Origin of the sequence: Listeria grandensis FSL F6-0971, from assembly GCF_000525835.1 — a bacterium.
Lineage (GTDB): Bacteria > Bacillota > Bacilli > Lactobacillales > Listeriaceae > Listeria_A > Listeria_A grandensis.
In genome coordinates this window covers 19,719-37,743 of record NZ_AODD01000030.1, presented here as the reverse complement: position 1 = coordinate 37,743, position 18,025 = coordinate 19,719, and the positions used below count along the sequence as shown (strand labels likewise).

Below are 18,025 nucleotides of genomic sequence, written 5' to 3'. Positions count from 1 at the left end.
ATGCGACAACACACACCTACGATTCCAGCAAAATGCAAACTGGGCTGGTTGAACCATCTAGTACCAGAGAAGAAGCCAAAGAAAACGTATAATTTCGATGATTACACGAAGACGCTGGAAGGTAGTTACTGGGTCTTAAGTAAAAATGGCATCACGAATCGCGAAACCGCAGAAGCGAGTATTGCCTACAATGACGGCTTAAAAGATGGTACAATTAAAGTGACATCCGAAGAAACTGGCGATTTTATGACGGATTATATGCTAGACGCAATGAAGGGTATTAATACGTTGAATCCCGATGTGCCACTGACAAAAATGCAAAGCTTTTCAATTATCTCGTTTGTCTTATTAGGCGGCATCACAATGAAAAGCAAGGGAGTTAAGGTACCTAAGAGTAGTGTAAGCAAGATATATAGTAATGTGAAACTAAAAGGAAAAGATTATCAAGGAAAATCAAATAGGTTTGTTTTAAACGATAATGGTCATTTCTTGAGCGAGTTTGAGCTAAAACCTAATACGAAATATGACGCTAATGGTTATAAATATCAAACAGATAATTTGGGAAGAATTAACGATGCTGATGGTGAATTGTCATTGAACAAAGGAATTAGAAATACAAAACATCAATTACAAGCTGGTGGAGAGGATCGAGTAAAGGCACCAAGTACACAAGGTGATCATGGTGGACATTTAATAGCAACGCAATTTAATGGCTCACCATTGATTGATAATATAGTTGCAATGAACGGTAATGTCAATGTCAGTGCATATAAAACAATTGAAAACTCATGGAAAAAGGCATTAGTAGAAGGGAAAAGTGTTCATGTGAATATTAAGCCTGTTTACATGGGGGAATCTAAAAGACCGATGAGATTTGATTTAAAGTATACTATTGATGGTAAAAAATATGTAAGGAGGCTACCAAATGAGTATGGGGGACAGTAAGGTGGATACAACGAAGATGGAAGAACTATATCAAGAGATAGCGACAGAAATCAATATGATAATTCCAGAACAATGGAGTGAAGTTCTATTATATTCAGAGGTGGAAGAACACAGTGACGCAACTTTTTTCTACTATTATCCTATGGGTAAAACTACACCGATATATAGCTTGGATATTGAAGATATAGAAGGTGTAGATGTAGAAGAAGTAGATAATGGTTTGAGCAATCTAAGTGATCTATTAAGAAAACTGTGGAATGAATTTATTGTAAACAAACAAGAACCATGGAAAAGTCTAAACTTCACTTTAAATTCAAAGGGCAAATTTAACATCCAATACAGCTATGAAGATTTAGAGAAAGATGGTTATGATTATGTTGATCGCGTAGCTATTTGGGAATATGAGAAATTAAACATGTTACCCAAATCAACTGATGTAAGTGCTATCGAACTGATTGAAAACTATAAAAAAAAAATCTAGCAAGGGAAAATAGTATTAAAATCGTTTGCCACTGAAGAGCAACGAATATGCATAAAATTAAAAGGTTTTGGCACATTATCAATGCAAGAGATTGTTAGGCTAGAAAAAGAGATGCATCTAAATTTTCCAGAAGAATATAAACAATTTTTGATGAATAAGAATGGTGGGGTACCAGAAGAAAATTATTTATCCACGGTAATTCCATCTAATGGCGAAGAGATTGTTTTAGGCGCATTATTGGGAATTAACGACAATGATAACTTTGATTTAGAAAGCTGGTGTAAAGAGTATGGCGATGAATTGATGGAATCGTCGTTAATTATAGGAACAGAGTATGGCTCAGGGTTATTTGTTTTGATATGTGAAAGTGATCAGGCGGGAGTATATTTTTGGGATAACGGGCAAGAATTAGAAGGGTCTAGTGATGAGGAGAATGTTTACAAGTTGGCAACTTCATTTGGTGCTTTTATTTCTGGACTAAAGCTAGAAAAATAATTGTATTGAGTGATGAAATTTAGAGAGCTTATAATGTTAAAGATATTTTGAGAGTGAGCTAGTACTTTATCTTCTTATTATTCATGGCATGTGTATATTTAACAGGGAACTAATATTGAAAATTAGTTCCCTAGATATTAAATGAATAAGGTATACACGATTGAATTAATATGCAGTATTTCAAATTACAAAAATATTAATTTATTATGGGGGAGAGCTTTGTGAAAATTAGTGAATTATTTGAATTGAATAGAACACAAAATGAATTAGATTTTGTTGACATTGATATTGAAAATGATATGCCGCTCTTTATTGATCCGTATTTTCTTTCAATTAGAGAAGATAGATGGTCTATTAATGCAAATAGAACATTAGAGAGTTTTTTTTCAGTATATGTTATCTCTTTTTCAACAAGGTGATGTAGAGAAAGCTAGAAAGAATTTTAAATTTTCTGAGCCAAGAGAGACGTGTTTAGGATTGTCGGAATATGGTACGAAAGGGAAAAGTTTAGGGCAGGACGATGCAACTAAGCTTTTCGAATATATTTTAAGCAGTGGTGTAATGGAGGATGGATTAGTTTCACAAGTAAATGATATCAAGATATTTGTGGACAATATTTCACACGATAAAATTTCAGATTTAACTACAAATATTATTAGGAAGCATCTTATAGAATACACCCAGAAGCAGTGTGAATTGTATGGTATTAAACTAAAAAAATCAATTGCAACAAATGAGTATTGGAATACGGCAAATAAATGTTGGGAAAGCAGTTACGAGGATATGCTTGTAATAAATAATCAAGCTATTATTTTAGTTCCTAAATCAATAGTGTGTAGAAAAAGAGGATACTTTTATGATTCTGAACAATACGCAAGACATTTCGTTTTGAATTTCTTAGTTAGCGAAGAGATAAGACTTAATACTTCATTAGTTAGATCAACAAAGCTGAAGAACGGGGATGTGAAAAAATCAGCGAAGAAGGATGAGGTTGCTAAAAAACATGGTGCCTATAAAAAAGAATTTTTACGTAGGTTTACATTAGAGTATCCTGAGTATTACCAAAGGTTTAAAGCACAGGCAAAATCAAAAGTAAGTTCTCTATCTAGTGAGGAAATTATAGAAAATTATACGGAAGACTTCTATATGCAAATAATAGATAGATTGATTGGGGACTTTAATAGTATTAAGTCGGGTACAAAGGATGCGAATAAATTCCATGAACATATTATCGCTACGATGAATTTTCTTTTTTATCCAAGTTTAATGGATCCAATTAAAGAACAGGAGATTCATGGTGGTAGAAAGAGAATAGATTTAGTATACGATAATGCAGCGGAATCTGGTTATTTTTTTAATCTATCTACAGTTAAAGAAATACCTTCAAGCTATATTATGGTTGAATGTAAGAACTATACGAAAGATGTTGCGAATCCAGAAATTGATCAATTGAATGGGAGATTTTCTCCAAATCGAGGGAAAATGGGATTTCTGGTGTTCAGAAGCTGTGAAAATGAAAGTGCATTGATTGAAAGGTGTCGAGATGTTTACAAGGATAATAGAAATTTAATTATACCAGTTCAGGACAAGGATTTTATTAAAATATTAAAGGATATGAAAGAAGATAGTTCAGAGAGAAGTAATACGCCACAAGAGAAATTTTTAGGTGAAATTACTAGAAAAATAATTATATCGTGAATTTTATTATGAACTAATGTGCTATAATTAGTGTTTTTCTAATTTATGGTAATTTCATATAAGAAACGAATGGAGTAGTATTATGGGAGAGAAAAATAAGAAACATACCAAGAACAAAAATAAAAAAGTTGGATGTTGATTTTTGCTGAGATTTTGATGGTACCAGTAATTGATTGATGACTATAAAAAGAAAGTTAGCAGAGAAAAATAATATTAAAAATAATTTGCTACAAGAGTGATTCATGGAGACTGTATAGTACTGAATCTAGCGCAGAGCTATACAGTCATTTTCACCATTTCCGTCAGGTTAAGAAGAATATTACTTAGATGAGAACAGTCTACTGTTTTTTTGCCCCGCCGAAATATTCATCATAATATGCATGCAATTTCTTACTTGAAAGGATATAATGTGCAATAACAATGTTGATAAGCAGAATAATAGGTATAAATACTATAATGATAGGCATGTTAATCAGTACAAATTTTAGCATAAAATCAATAATCATTTGCAAATGAACTCCGATAAAACTAAAATACCCCAGCTGCTCGAGTAGTCTATTATTGTCGTTCACAATGCTATTTCCTAATAAGCGTGTGATGAAAAAAGTGAAGGCTGATAATACTAGGAAGATACATTCGTACTTTATAATTGTAAGAAATCTTTTTTTGTTCTGCACTGCAACCATTAGCTCATCGTTGCTTAAAAAGAAAACAGCAAACACAATGATGTTGCTATTCATTAATTTTATAAAACCAGACCAGCTGGGTTCATAGGAAAAAATTATACAAGATATGGTTACTGGGATTAGTGAGAGTACTAATTTGAAAAATAGGTTTTTAGATATTATTTCTTTATCTTCTTTTTGAGATGTTTGCTTTTTTCTTTATTCTTTTTTTTTGCCATATGTCTGCTCCAAATCTATTTGTATTAGTTTACATCATTTTACCATATACCATGCATATTTGTTATAATGATTAGGAAGAATAGTTGTATTTAAGATGAACCAGTTGAATTTGAAAATTGCTATTTGAATAATTATAGGAAGTGAGATGATATTGTGGTTACACACGATGATTATGATGGACAACTATTTTGTCAAACCATTGATGAGAATATAGCGTTAATTCGAGAGCAAAACATAGTTCAAGAGGACATTCTTATCGAGGAGTATACAACTATAAAGAACAATGCTAAAAAAATAGAAAAAATGATTAATAAGTATGAAAAAGCAAGGCATGAATATACCGGAACAATTAGATCAAGCCATGTTCTCAAGGGTTAAAAAGCATAAGAAAATCTTTGGATAAAATACCTTTATTAAATGAATTGACTAAAGATAATCAGCTAAATATCATTGTGGGTGCTAATGGTAGCGGTAAGTCTTCTCTTGTTGATTATCTAAAAGACTCAATGCTTATTAACTTATCCGTGATACCTGCGTACAGAAACCTGTTTTTCAATTCAAACAATTATAATGCTGAAATGTTGAAATCTACTAGCGCACATATAATGTCAAATTTACAAAATATACGAGCAAAATCACAGGCAAAGGATCAAGATACGTTTTCAATAGCAGTCTATGCTTTAGTGAATGAATATGTAGACTATCTTTCAAAGAAGAATGAAGATGATAGCTATGAGGGTACCGATATTTTAAAGAAGTTAAATAGCATTTACATGGACATCTTACCTCATATTAAATTTTTACCAGTTGTGATTGATAGAATTCTAACCCCGCAGTCACAATTAACAAAAAATGAATACCAAATCAGTGAGTTAAGTGATGGAGAAAAATCTGTGTTGTATTTCATAAGTTTGCTTTTGCTAACGGATGACAAATCTTATATTGTTGTTGATGAACCAGAAACGTACATGCATACTGCCTTAGCAATTAAACTTTGGAATACATTGCTCAAGGAAAAGCCTGATTGCAAATTTATTTTAATATCACACAATATTGATTTTATTCAATCCCTTACAGGGGCTCAAATAAAATGGCTGAAAAAATATGAAAGACCAGAAAGTTGGGAATTTCAAAATATTGAAGGTATCCAATTGCCCCAAGATCTTGTGTTGAAAATTATGGGTAGTAAGAAAGATGTTCTTTTCATAGAAGGTACAAGTCATGGGAGTCTTGACTATAGAATTTATAGTGAATTATTTGGAGAAACATATAATATCCAACCAGTAAATGGGCATAGAGAGGTAAAAAAATATACTGAAGCTTACAATAAAACAGGAGTATTTGGGAATAGTGCCAAGGGAATTATAGATAGAGATTCCTGGGATGCTAATGAAATTGAAGCTTTGGAGAGGAAAGAAGTATTCGTACTTCCAACAAATGAAATTGAAATGTTGCTATTCACAGATGAAGTAGTCGAAGCTGTTTTGCTAGCGCATTGTTATGAAGAAGATGAAATTGAAAATATAACCAATCAATTTAAAAAACATTTGTTTGAACGAATTAATATGAGAAAAGAACAAGTAATCATGAATCATCTCAAAAATAAAATCGATCATTATCTAGAAAAAACAAAAAAATCGAGGATTCAAAGACACTAGAAAGTTTGAAGCAAAGCTTTGCCAAACTTATTAATATTTCTATAGATAAAGAATACGACAAACTGTTATTAGAAATAAGTGATATCATCACTCAACAAGATTATAAAAGGGCTTTGGAAATTTGCAATCTAAAAACAGAGATTACAAAAGGTTTGGCAGATAAATATCTAGTACCGGGATATTTAGATTTTGCAGAACGTTTAATTAAGAAAGATGCAGTACTTAGAAATAAACTGAAGGAGAGTCATTTTGAACGGATTGAGCGGGGAGTGCAAGTGCTAGAAGTACATTAGTCTCCGTCATTTGTGAATAAATAGCAAATAACTATAAGACTCAAAAGTTTTTTGATGCTAACGAACTAGCACGCAATTTTAACGAGGATGGGCTTTCAGTATCAGTTTGAAAGCCCTTTTTGTGTTATGGAAGTAGACTGCTCTTACTTATAATAGATAATGCATCTGTATAACCAAGGCTATATATCTTATTAGTAAGCAATATTTCTCGATTTAACAGTGCATCGCTATAGGAACAGAGCAACTTAACAGCCTCAGTATTATGTGACAGCAGGTCCCTTAGGCTATCAAAATATTCTTGGCTCTCAGTTTCAAGTGATGCAGTTTCAGGATTATTCGTATAAAAATTTTCAATTCTAGCAGCTATAAACTCCATAACGTCTTTCTCGAAATGTTCCATATTAAGACCTCCATTTAATGATAAATAGGCAAATATCAAAACTATGCCTATTATGGCAATGATTTTAAATATAGTATATTATATAATGCCAAAAAAAGGCAATGGAGAAAGGTATGATATATTAGTGAAAGAAATTAAGATTCATATCAATGACTTGCTAAGTAAGCATGATATATCATTAAATAAGTTAGCTAGAGAATCGAACATCGAGCCTGCACGCTTATGGGAGCTAGCGAATTATAAGAGAAAGACAATTAATATGGGTTACTTAATTAGAATAGCTGAAACCTTAGAAATAGACGACATCACAGAGATAATAACAATTGAAGAGGTTGAAGAATAGGCAATCTAGCATACTCTAAAAATAAACGCAAAAATAATCATATTAGGTAATCCTAGAGCATGATTATTTTTATGCCTATTATGGCAATGATTTAAAACCAATCCTAATATACAATGCCAGAGAAGGCAACAGGAGAGGTGTGATATATTTGAGTAAAGAAATTAGAATTCATCTTAATGATATACTAGACAAATACGACATATCACTAAATAAGTTAGCCAGAGAATCGAATATTGAACCTGCCCGATTATGGGAATTGGCAAACTACAAGAGACAGACGATTAATATTGGATACTTAGTAAGGATTGCAGAGACTTTAGAGATCAGTGACATCAGGGAGCTAATTACGCTAGAGGAATCTGAAAGCTAACATTTGGGTAAAAGATTGTGAAATACGCCCTTAAAATTACCCTTATTCCGTGCAATAAATATATATAGTTATTTCGCTAATAAAAATGAAAATGGCTACATATAAGGAATAAGGGTACAGTTTTTATAGTTATTCTATATGCTAAGACAGTATTTGATTGTGTGAAATTCTCCTTTTGATTGCGCTGAGAAAAGCTGTGGCCTTGTGTCGCGGCTTTTTTTCGATTGGTTGCCCTAAATTTTTTTTTGTGATATATAAAAAATCCAGAAATACTCGGGTGAGATGAGTATTTCTGGATTTTTAATTTCAGCCGATTCCTGCAAGTGTTTGAATGATTAGTTGGATGTTTAGAATACTGAGAGCAACGGTTATGACCCAAGCTAGAACGGTAACCCAAATATGGTTTTTGAAATCGCCCATTAGCTTTTTGCTGCTCGTGAAGATGGTGAGTGGGATCATCGAGAATGGTAGGGCGATACTTAGGAATACTTGTGTATAAATTAGGAGTTGTTCGACTGCATTTTCTTGGTCGCCATAGATTACGATGCAGATGATGACTGGGATGATAGCGAGTATACGTGTAATAAGACGGCGAATCCAGACGGGTAATTTCATATGGATGAAGCTTCCATAACAATTTGGCCAGTTAGTGTACCTGTGATCGTGGCGTTTTGTCCGGATGCGAGTAGTGCGATTGCGAATAGTACACTCAGAACTGGGCTTGCTATGGCGCCCACGATGGCGTTGTTCTGTAATGCATCGTAGAGTTGTGTGAATTGTCCGAGATTACTGGTGTCTTGTCCGAAGAATAGGGCTGCTCCGAGAATTAGAAGTAGGCAGTTGACGACGAATGCTGCAGTTAGCTGTATGTTGGAGTCGATCGTCGAGAACTTGATGGCTTCTTTTAATGATTTTTTGTCGTTGCGGTCGTATTTTCTGGCTTGGACAATGGATGAGTGTAAGTATAGGTTATGTGGCATAACGGTGGCTCCGATGATACCTAGTGCTAGGAATAGTGCGCCTTTGTCTGTAATTACTTGTTTTTGTGGGATGAAGCCGCCGAGCATGTCTGACATGTTGGGATCGGATAGGATAACTTCGTACAAAAAGATGACAAGGACGGTGATGATAAGTGTGACGACGATGGCTTCGATTTTGCGGAAGCCGAATTTGGCTAGGACGAGAAGTAGGAATACGTCGAGCACGGTGATGATGACGCCGAGTATGAGCGGGATGCCAAACAACAGGTTGAGAGCTACGGCGCTACCGATGACTTCGGCGATGTCTGTTGCCATGATGGCAAGTTCAGCTACGATCCAGAGCGCAAAACCGCCTTTTTTCCCAGTTTTTAGTCGGGTTGCTTGGGCTAGGTCGAGTCCGGTGACGATGCCAAGCTTGGCGCACATGCTTTGTAGTAGCATTGCGATTAGACTGGACATCAGGATGACGCTTAGAAGTAGATAGCCGTATTGGGAGCCACCTTGGATGGAGGTAATCCAGTTACCGGGATCCATGTAGCCAACTGCGACAAGCGCGCCGGGGCCGGAGTAGGCAATGAGCTTCCGCCAGAAGCCGCCGTTTTTTGGAATGCTGACGCTATTATTTATTTCGCCCAAACTTGAACCGTTGGGTGGGGTATGTTTGATTATCTTTTTTTTATCGGTCATAGTAAAAATCCTCTCAGTGTTTCCTTAGTGCAACAAAATTAGTTTAATGCAAAGGGGCTGAAATTGCAAGTCTTTTGCTATGAGGTAAGTTATTAATTGGAACTAAGTGGACTTTTAAGCGTTAATATAGGGTGCGCCAAAGATAGAATGTGGCGTATGCTTCCCAACCGGACCAGTTTTTTGCGAGTTGTTGGATCTCTGTTTTTGTTGGTTTCTGGTCTAGTTGTTGGGCGTGTTGAATGGCGTTAATGAGTCCGATGTCATCGATTGGAAATGCGTTGGGAAGTTTTAGGCAGCGCATGATGACGTAGTTTGCTGTCCATGGGCCGATGCCGCGTATTTTGGTGAGTTCTTTTTCGATATGGGCAATGGTTGGTAGGTTTTTGGAGATGTTGTTTAGATAGGGCTCCAGATTGGATTTGTTGGGCGATTTCGATGATGTATTCGCTTTTACGTTTGGTGAGTTGGATGGCGGTGAGGTCTGTTATGCTGAGTGTCGCGATTTTTTCGGCGGTTGGGAAGGTCCAGTATTGAATGTTATTGTAGACCGTGCTGGTGCCGTATTTTTCGACGAATTGGCGCTTGAGTGTGTAGGCGAACGAGAGGTTGATTTGCTGACCGATAATGCCCCAGCAGAGGGCTTCAAAGAGGTCGGGGATGCTGATGATGCGCAGGCCATAGTGATCTTGGGTTGTTTGGCAAAGCAGGGCGTCGGTTCGGGCGAGTGCGTAAAATTCAGAGATATCGCGGTCAATGTCAAACCAGTTGTGTATGTAATCAATTAGTTCTATGCGTGTTAGTTCTGTGATGGGTGTTTGACTGGCGAGGCATTGGATGGATAGTGTGTTGTGGGTTGCTTCGCTGATTTGGGTGAGTAGGGTTTGTCCTGTTAATTCGATGAGTTTGGTGATTTGGTTGTTTTCGATGTGGTGCATGCATTCTTTGGAATCGCGATTTAGATAGTCTAGATTTGGTGCAAAACGGAAGGTGCTGGGTGTTTGTATCGTGATTTTAGTGGTGGATGGTTGCATCATTGAGCCTCCTTAGTTTGCTTGATACTTATAGTTATACCACACAATGACTTTTTAAATCTTGCTTTTATGTCTTGGAACGGTTATTTTTTTCGGGGAAAGGAGGTATAATGGATATATGGAAAGGGGCTGGCAAAAATGGTGACGGTGGAGCAGTGGCGTGCGATTTGTGAAAATGATGCGGCGTATGATGGGCAGTTTTTTTATGCGGTGAGTTCGACGCGGATTTTTTGTCGGCCTTCGTGTAAGTCGCGGACGCCGAAGTTTGAGAATGTGCAGGTGTTTATGCAGGCGGAGGATGCGATTCGTGCTGGGTATCGGCCGTGTAAGCGGTGCAAGTCTGGCGGGGAGCGGTTGCCGGATGTGGAGTGGGCGGCGCAAGTGCAGGCATTTATTGAGGAGCATTATGGGGAGTATTTGACGTTGCCGGTCATCGCGGATGGGTGTCATGGTAGCCCGTATCATTTGCATCGGGTTTTTAAGACGCAGACCGGGATGACGCCGCTTGGATTTGTTCACCTGGTTCGGATGCAAAAGGCGCGTGTGTTGTTGGAAACAACCGAGATGAGTGTGATGGAGATTGGTGTGGCGGTCGGAATGCCGAATGCGGCACAGTTTGCGACATGGTTTAAGCGGATGGAGGGCGTGACGCCGAGTATGTATCGAAATAGCAGGAAGGACGGGGAAAAATAATGAAGACGGTGTATTATGATCGTTTATGTGTGGCTAGGATGGCGATGTATGTTGGGGTCAGTGAGCAAGGATTGGTGTTTATTGGCTCGGATCAGGCGGACATGTCGGAACTTGAACAATGGTCTGGGAAGCGCGGCTTGGATTTGATGGAGGATCGAGTGAGAGTGAAGCCCTATATGGAGGTACTTTCAGCGTATTTGATGGGGACCAGACGGAAGTTCGATTTACCGCTTGATATTGCGGGTACTACGTTTCAAGAGGCTGTGTGGCAAGCGTTATGTGCCATTCCTTACGGAGAAACGCGTACGTATTCGGAGATCGCAGAAGAGATCGGCAAGCCGCAAGCTGTGCGCGCAGTTGGGACGGCAATCGGGGCGAATCCAGTTTTGATGGTGGTGCCGTGTCATCGCGTGATCGGAAAAAATGGCAAAATAACGGGGTACCGCGGCGGTATCGCGATGAAAGAACAGTTGCTGCGTCTGGAATCAGGCAACTCAACCTTGCCAAAAGCAGCGTTTTAATTGGACATTACCGCCTGGTGTAAACGTAACGCCTTCCGCTTGCAGTAGTTCATATTGGGCGTGCCAGCCTGGAACAAGGCGTCCATTTGCGCCAACGACACGATGACTTGGAATATTAGCATTACTTGGTGTTACACGCATGGCAACGCCTACGAGGCGCGAATTTTTCGGACGACCGAGCATGTACGCGATTTGACCGTATGTCGTGACTTTTCCACTGGGGATTTGGCGGACAAGATTGTAGATATTTTGCTGAAATTCGGCATGTTGCATGATACGTTTCCTCCTATTTATATAGTAAAAGAGAGCAATGATGGAAACTGCTCTCTTTTTTTTTGCGTGCTAATTTAGCGGTTTTGGATGACTTCGGTTTTGTAGCCGTCTGGATCCATCACGAAGAAGTAGGATGGTTTTGTTCCTGGCAAACCTTTTAAGTCGGTTACACTGTAGCCGGCTTTTTTGAATTGTTCGTGGGTTGCGGAAAGGTCGTCAACGCCAACTGCTAAATGCCCGTAGCCGTTACCAAGGTCATAAGGTTCTGCTTGATCGTAGTTATACGTTAATTCTAATTCAAAGCCACCTTCTTCAAATGTCAAATAAACAAGTGTGAATTTATGATCTGGAAAGTCTTTGCGACGTGTTTCTTTCAGGCCAAATGCTTCGGTGTAGAAAGCTAGCGATTTGTCTAAGTCTTTGACGCGAATACACGTATGTAGCATTTTAATACTCATGATAAAATTCCTCCTAAATAGCGATTTTCTCTCGTTTTCATTGTAATATATCCGGGCATTGATTACAAATGTTGTTGTTTGTAGGAGTCGATGATGACGTTTATAAACGCGCCAAGTAGTAGGATAATCGAGACGAAGTAGAGCCAGAGCATGATGACGATCATGATGCTGAGACTGCCGAAACCGAGAATTTTATCGCCTTGAAAACTAACATACGCGGAAAGTAGTTCGGTTGCAACGAGCCAGCCGATTGTGGCGAATAGGGCACCGATGATGCTTTTTCTGATTTTCCATTTGACGTTTGGAACGAGCCAGTAGATGATGAGGAACAGGATGAATAGAAAAATGGGCGTGATGAACCATTTTGCGGCGCCTAAATCGGCGAGGGCATCAAGCTTCAGGTCGAATTGGTCTTGTAGGAAAGTCACGATTTGTTCGCCGAATGCGAAAATGAAGACGACAGCGCCGAGAATCACGATAATAAGGAGCATCATAAGGAAAGACATGACGCGGGTCACGATGAAATTTTTGCGATCAGGGGCTTGGTAGACGATGTTTAGCACTTCTTGTAAGGCGCTGAAACATCTGGAGGCAGACCAAATTGCGGTGATTAAACCGAGTGAGATGGCGGTGCCGCTTGCGTTGGTGAGCATGCTTTCGATGATGGGGTGCAGGATATCGTATACTTCTGGTGGCATGAATGTTTGGAGTGTGGCGTAGATGTCCTCTTTTGGGATTGGTAAGAGTGGGATCAGATTGCCGAATACGAGTAACATTGGGAGAATGGATAGCAATATGTAAAAGGTGAGCTGGGCGGCGTGGGAGGTGATTCGAGCGCTTTTCCAGTTTGTTTTGGCGAGTTCTCCTACTTGTTTTAGTTTGGTTTTTGTTTGAGGTTTTAATGGCATGTGCGTTACGTCCTTTCTTGAAATGGCTTCCTATGTATAGGTTTCCCCTTCGTTTGTCAGTTTTAAACGTCATCTTGATGTAGCGTCTATTTTATAAACGTTAATGAAATGATTTAGCTCTACATAGTTAACATTGATTCCCTCGACTTTTAATATAATAGTAACTTATGTTACTCCGATTTATCTATTTATAGTTTAATTTTTAATCATTTATCTATAAAAAATGCATTTTAGACATAAAATGAACACATAATTAGTGAAGGTGTAGCAGTCGTTTACGAGACTAAAAACGAAATTACAATTTTAAATTTATGCAATTTCGAAATTAGCATGCAAATTAGTATTTTTTAAGTATATAACGTCAAAATTTTATGCTTTATGCTAAGTAATATAGTTTACGTTATGGGGAGGCGTCCTATGGATTTTCTTGAGGTTCACGGTTTATTGCTTAGGGAACCTAACTTGTTGTTACCTTTGTTAGATTTATCGAATATAAGCAAAAATAATTCGGATTTTTGCCAGATGAAAGTATTAAAAAATCATCAAGATCTTGTTTTGACAGATTCAGGTAAATTGATTCATGTCATAAAAGGACAATTACTGCAGCAAATTAATAACTCGAAACAACACGTTAATGCTATTTGGATGGAGAATGATTTTATCTTCCATAATGTTTTTCAGTCTAATCCGTATGAATATGTTGCCTTTGGAAGTGTAGAAGTAGCTATTTATGATGCCAATGCAGTACTTCAAGAACTTTCTGGGCAACCTTTCTTCCCAGACCTTTTAATTGACACGTTAAAGCGCCAAGAATCACAGTTTTATCGATATTCACTTATGCTGACCAAAAGCGTACAAGAGCGAGTGCTGGATATTATTAAGCTACTTTCTAATAGGGAAGAGTCGGGTTTTCATATTCCCAAAATGGTCAATTATTTGCTTCTGTCTAAATGTTGCCAAATATCACCGCACACTGCTAAGAAGGCAGTGCAAGAATTAGAACGGGCTAATAAAATTATATATAAAAAGGGTAAGCCTATTTTGATTTATGATGCAGAAGACTTGGGTTTATAAGTTCATCCACCCGAAAAAAACTTAAATACTAGAGAGGGAGAGCAATATAGGGGTATTACTTAACTTAAAAGGAGATTGATCAATGCAGAAGTAAAAAGGGTTATGAGTAAAGCAGTAAAAGTAACGGCAGCACGAGTGGAAAATGAGCAAGTTACCATCCAGAATAGTTTGAAGGAAGATATTACAAATAATCCCTTCATCATTATTAGATAAAAATCAAATCATAGGAGTGTTTATAGACATGAAGAAAAAAGGTTTATTGAAAAAAGGGAGTAGTGTGGCATTAGTCGCAACCCTGATCGGAAGTCAATTAATGACTGCAGTGCCATTTAACGTATTGGCAGTAGAAACAAACAGCGTACAAACGCAAGCTGTTCCATACTACAGTGCGACAGTTAGCACTTGGATGGAACTAAAATCAGCTCTTACAAATGCAATTGTTACAGATATTTACCTTGATGCGGATATTACAGTTGGAGAAGCAACTACTGTGACGAGTACAACAAAAAATATCCATGGTAATGACCATACATTAAACGCTAATCTTAAACACATTAGACTAACTACGGCCAACACTGTAGCATCAATGGAAGATCTAAAAATTACGAATACAGATACCTCTGGACTTTTCTGGGGTGACGTTGAGAACCTAAAAGTAACTTACAAGAATATAGATCACAATGGTCAACAATTGATGTTTTTGCCAAAAGGGGAACTTATCATTGAAGGCACAGTGAGTAGTAATTCGACAGCACAGGAAGTTTTCGAAGGAAAGCAATTAACAATCAAAGATAATGCAAACGTAAATTTCGTTTCAAGTGCAACAGGTAGATCAGTTTCACCAATTACCTTCCTTGTGGACAATGGTGGATTATATGTTGGAAAGAAGGCTAACTTAAAAGTACGTTCTAATGCTGCTACAATTTACGGCGGTACTAATTCTACAATTATAAATTACGGTAACATGGATTTGAAATCAGAGAAATTTCAAGCTATCCACCTAGCTTCTAAAAGTAATATGTATTTCCAAGAAGGAAGTGTTTTAAAAGCTGTTGCAGGTGACACAGTAGAAGAATCCGTACAAACAAATGACGGTAGCATTTATGTAGAAAAAGGAGCAACTTTCGAAGTAGAAGGTAATGGAACACAAGGCGCAGTAATTATGGGTGGAACGTTTGAGCTAGCCGAAGGGTCTAATTTCTCGATAACGAACTTTAATCGAAATGGTTCAGCACTTGGGACGTACACTACTCCAGCAAATGTAATCATGAAATCTGATAAAGGCATTAGTACATGGGATCGTGGAACTGTTACTAACCCTATGCCAACTGCGACTTATCCAGGATTATTAAATGCTGAATTTAGGCTGTCTGGCTATTTAAACAGTGTGAAACAGACAGAGTTGAAATCAAACAATACTTTATTTGATAACACATATAATACTGGGAAAACGGGTAAAATTGTTGGTGGAAGTTTTGCATCATCATCAATCATCGATCAAACAACTATTAATAAATTAGATACAGACTCTACATTAGTAACTGGAACAGCAGAGCCGAAAGCGGATGTTGTCATCAAAGTTGGATCCACTATTCTTGGACAAGGGAAAGCTGGAGATGACGGTAAATACAACATTGCCATTCAAAAACAAGCGGTCGGCACAAATGTGACAGCAACGGCAACGTGGAATGCTCAAACTTCTAGCGCAACAACAGTAGTCCAAAAAGGAACGGCTGATCAAGACGCAGCAAGAACTGCAATTGACGCTCTATTCACAGATGCAACAAAAACAGGTATTAAATCAACGATAGACCAAGCAGCGATTGATGCAGCACAAACTCTCGTGAACAAAGTACAAGATCCAACCGCGAAAGCAGACTTACAAAAAGATCTAGACAAAGCGCAAAGCTTACTAAACGCGAAAAACGAAAAAGCAAAACAAGATGCAGCGAACACAGCAGTGAAAGAACTGTTCACAAATAACAATCCAGCAGGCAATGCGATTAAAGACACGACAAACCAAAAAGCCATCGATGACGCGCAAAAAACAATCGACGTCCTAGCACCAGGTTCTGTGAAAACAGCGCTTCAAGCAGACTTAGACAAAGCGCAAAGTTTACTCGATGCACGCAACCAACAAGCGGCAGAGGACCAAGCTCAAAAAGCAGTGGCAAACTACGCAGTGAATCAATTATTCGTGAATAACACACCAGCAAGCGACGCGATCAAAGCTTCCACAGATCAAGATGCGATCGATAACGCGCAAGCTGAAATCAACAAAATTAAAAATCCAGCATTGAAAGTAGACTTACAAAAAGACTTGGATCGCGCACAAGAGCTACTAGATCAACGCAATGCAGCGGCAGATCAAGTTGAGAAAGCGAAACAAGATGCAGCGAGAAAAGCAGTCAACGAATTATTCAACAACAACGCACCAACAAGCAATGCAATTAAACCAGCTACAATCCAAGCAACCATCGATACCGCGCAAAAGCTAATTGACGCTGTAACGGATCCAACAATTAAAGCAGCCTTACAAAAAGATCTAGACAAAGCCCAAGGTTTACTGGACGCTCGAAATGCAGCAGCGGCAGCAGAAAAAGCAAAACAAGATGCAGCGAAAAAAGCAGTAGATGAGCTATTCAACAACAACACACCATCAAGCAATGCAATCAAATCGACTACAACCCAAGCAACAATCAATGCCGCGCAAAAGCTAATTGACGCTGTAACCGATCCAACAATTAAAGCAGGCTTACAAAAAGATCTAGATAAAGCCCAAAGCCTACTAGATGCTCAAGACGCAGCAGCAGCAGAAAAAGCAAAACAAGATGCAGCGAAAAAAGCAGTAGATGAGCTGTTCGTCAACGACACACCATCAAGCAACGTGATCAAATCAACAACAGATCAAGCAGCCGTAGACGCAGCCCAAGCTTTAGTCAACAAAGTAACCGATCCAACGAAAAAAGCCGAACTACAAAAAGATTTGGATAAAGCGAAAGCACAATTATCTAGCAACGGAACACTTAAACCAGATGATTTCGTTTTAGGAACAACATCGATTACAGGTAGCTACTCAGGAGATGTAGACCGTATCACGCTTAGCAAAGATGGCGTAGAATCTGGAAATGCAACGAAAATAAACGGTACATTCAAGTTCTACGTAGGCCCTGGTATCACAAAAAATCAATCTCTCTACATGGTAGCTTACGACAAGAATGGCAGAGAAATCGCCCGTGAGAAAGTGAACTTTGCAGTCGTAACAGCAGGACAAATCACGCCAAAAGCCATGACGATTCCAGGCGATTCTAACATCAGTGGAACATACACAGGAGACGTTTCTAGAATTGAAGTAACCATCACAAATGAAGCAGGAGTGAGCACCGTGTACAAAGGCGGTACAGTAGCGAATGGGACCTTCAAGTTCTATTCTTTCGACAAAACCAAATCACCGAAAGACAAGATTGTTGTTCGTGCTTACGACAGTGTTGGCAAACTTCTCGACACAAAAACAGTAACAATTACGAACAACGTTGTCACAACGGCAGGACAAGTAACACCAGCTACTATGACAATTCCAGGTGATTCTTCACTTACTGGGACTGTATCAGGAGACGTAGCAGCTATGAAAGTAACCGTGAATGGAACTATATACGCAGGTGGTAGTATTGCTAGCGATGGTACATTCAAATTCTATACATTAGATAAAATCAAAAAAGCAGACGATAATGTCACGATTGCAGTATACGATAAATTAGGCAAACAACTAGACAGCAAAAAAGTAATGATTCAAGCACCAACGAAATAAAGCG

Annotated in this window: 18 protein-coding genes and 1 pseudogene; 13 read left to right on the top strand and 6 right to left on the bottom strand. The window is 38.1% G+C overall.

Translation table 11 applies throughout. From position 1 onward, the window contains the following. The 7 genes from PGRAN_RS17390 to PGRAN_RS13800 form a co-directional block, all read left to right on the top strand. Positions 1–945, top strand: a 945-nt coding sequence (locus tag PGRAN_RS17390; RefSeq protein WP_241433364.1) for a DNA/RNA non-specific endonuclease, incomplete at its 5' end; no start/stop codon positions are given. Beyond that, positions 926–1,426, top strand: a complete 501-nt coding sequence (locus PGRAN_RS13830) for an immunity protein YezG family protein (protein ID WP_051998663.1) — start codon at positions 926–928, stop codon at positions 1,424–1,426. The genes PGRAN_RS17390 and PGRAN_RS13830, both read left to right, overlap by 20 nt. Before the next feature lie 81 nt (positions 1,427–1,507). Further along, positions 1,508–1,921, top strand: coding sequence for an SMI1/KNR4 family protein (locus tag PGRAN_RS13825; protein WP_051998662.1), 414 nt, complete (start codon positions 1,508–1,510; stop codon positions 1,919–1,921). A gap of 221 nt (positions 1,922–2,142) precedes the next feature. Further along, positions 2,143–2,340, top strand: a complete 198-nt coding sequence (locus tag PGRAN_RS17385) for a hypothetical protein (protein ID WP_241433363.1) — start codon at positions 2,143–2,145, stop codon at positions 2,338–2,340. Continuing rightward, positions 2,315–3,619 (top strand): hypothetical protein, encoded by a 1,305-nt coding sequence (locus PGRAN_RS13820; RefSeq protein WP_241433362.1) that lies wholly within the window; start codon positions 2,315–2,317, stop codon positions 3,617–3,619. The genes PGRAN_RS17385 and PGRAN_RS13820 overlap by 26 nt, the downstream gene beginning before the upstream one ends. 1,300 nt (positions 3,620–4,919) lie before the next feature. Further along, positions 4,920–6,182: an AAA family ATPase gene (locus PGRAN_RS13805; protein ID WP_036067929.1), complete on the top strand. Its 1,263-nt coding sequence runs from the start codon at positions 4,920–4,922 to the stop codon at positions 6,180–6,182. Between the two features lie 5 nt (positions 6,183–6,187). Beyond that, positions 6,188–6,475 (top strand): hypothetical protein, encoded by a 288-nt coding sequence (locus tag PGRAN_RS13800; RefSeq protein ID WP_036067928.1) that lies wholly within the window; start codon positions 6,188–6,190, stop codon positions 6,473–6,475. 124 nt (positions 6,476–6,599) lie between these two features. Here the strand turns inward: PGRAN_RS13800 and PGRAN_RS13795 are convergent, their stop codons facing one another. Then, on the bottom strand, positions 6,600–6,875 hold the full coding sequence (locus PGRAN_RS13795) for a hypothetical protein (protein WP_036067926.1): 276 nt from the start codon (positions 6,873–6,875) through the stop codon (positions 6,600–6,602). A gap of 43 nt (positions 6,876–6,918) precedes the next feature. Between PGRAN_RS13795 and PGRAN_RS13790 the strand changes: the two genes are divergently transcribed. Both PGRAN_RS13790 and PGRAN_RS17825 read left to right on the top strand, forming a co-directional pair. After that, entirely contained in the window at positions 6,919–7,218 is a 300-nt protein-coding gene (locus PGRAN_RS13790; protein ID WP_206537379.1) for a helix-turn-helix domain-containing protein, read from the top strand. Between the two features lie 139 nt (positions 7,219–7,357). Further along, positions 7,358–7,588 carry a helix-turn-helix domain-containing protein gene (locus tag PGRAN_RS17825; protein WP_420911979.1) on the top strand — a complete coding sequence of 77 codons (231 nt, stop codon included), beginning with the start codon at positions 7,358–7,360 and terminating at the stop codon, positions 7,586–7,588. A 306-nt stretch (positions 7,589–7,894) separates the two neighbouring features. On the opposite strand, the pseudogene PGRAN_RS13780 reads toward PGRAN_RS17825, so the two are convergent. Then, positions 7,895–9,255 (bottom strand): annotated as a pseudogene (locus tag PGRAN_RS13780) (Nramp family divalent metal transporter). Between the two features lie 260 nt (positions 9,256–9,515). Then, the gene (locus tag PGRAN_RS16445; protein WP_241433361.1) at positions 9,516–10,289 is read right to left on the bottom strand and encodes a DNA-3-methyladenine glycosylase family protein; all 774 of its coding nucleotides are present in this window, start codon (positions 10,287–10,289) and stop codon (positions 9,516–9,518) included. Between the two features lie 135 nt (positions 10,290–10,424). Here PGRAN_RS16445 and PGRAN_RS13770 point away from each other — a divergent pair, with 135 nt between their 5' ends. After that, on the top strand, positions 10,425–10,979 hold the full coding sequence (locus tag PGRAN_RS13770; protein ID WP_051998661.1) for a bifunctional transcriptional activator/DNA repair enzyme AdaA: 555 nt from the start codon (positions 10,425–10,427) through the stop codon (positions 10,977–10,979). Then, positions 10,979–11,500 carry a methylated-DNA--[protein]-cysteine S-methyltransferase gene (locus PGRAN_RS13765; RefSeq protein WP_036067922.1) on the top strand — a complete coding sequence of 174 codons (522 nt, stop codon included), beginning with the start codon at positions 10,979–10,981 and terminating at the stop codon, positions 11,498–11,500. Before PGRAN_RS13770 ends, PGRAN_RS13765 begins: the two co-directional genes overlap by 1 nt. On the opposite strand, the gene PGRAN_RS13760 is transcribed toward PGRAN_RS13765, so the two are convergent. The 3 genes from PGRAN_RS13760 to PGRAN_RS13750 form a co-directional block, all read right to left on the bottom strand. Then, positions 11,474–11,773 carry an MGMT family protein gene (locus tag PGRAN_RS13760; RefSeq protein ID WP_036067921.1) on the bottom strand — a complete coding sequence of 100 codons (300 nt, stop codon included), beginning with the start codon at positions 11,771–11,773 and terminating at the stop codon, positions 11,474–11,476. The genes PGRAN_RS13765 and PGRAN_RS13760 overlap by 27 nt on opposite strands. Positions 11,774–11,847: 74 nt before the next feature. After that, the gene (gene gloA, locus PGRAN_RS13755) at positions 11,848–12,231 is read right to left on the bottom strand and encodes a lactoylglutathione lyase (protein ID WP_036067920.1); all 384 of its coding nucleotides are present in this window, start codon (positions 12,229–12,231) and stop codon (positions 11,848–11,850) included. 62 nt (positions 12,232–12,293) lie between these two features. After that, positions 12,294–13,139, bottom strand: coding sequence for a YihY/virulence factor BrkB family protein (locus PGRAN_RS13750; RefSeq protein WP_051998660.1), 846 nt, complete (start codon positions 13,137–13,139; stop codon positions 12,294–12,296). A gap of 417 nt (positions 13,140–13,556) precedes the next feature. Between PGRAN_RS13750 and PGRAN_RS13745 the strand changes: the two genes are divergently transcribed. Together PGRAN_RS13745 and PGRAN_RS13740 are read left to right on the top strand one after the other, a co-directional pair. Next, complete coding sequence (locus PGRAN_RS13745) at positions 13,557–14,213, top strand: cyclic nucleotide-binding domain-containing protein (RefSeq protein WP_036067919.1); 657 nt, start codon at positions 13,557–13,559, stop codon at positions 14,211–14,213. Between the two features lie 241 nt (positions 14,214–14,454). Beyond that, on the top strand, positions 14,455–18,021 hold the full coding sequence (locus PGRAN_RS13740) for a toxin Cry1Ac domain D-VI-related protein (RefSeq protein ID WP_036067918.1): 3,567 nt from the start codon (positions 14,455–14,457) through the stop codon (positions 18,019–18,021). Positions 18,022–18,025 lie beyond the last annotated feature (4 nt).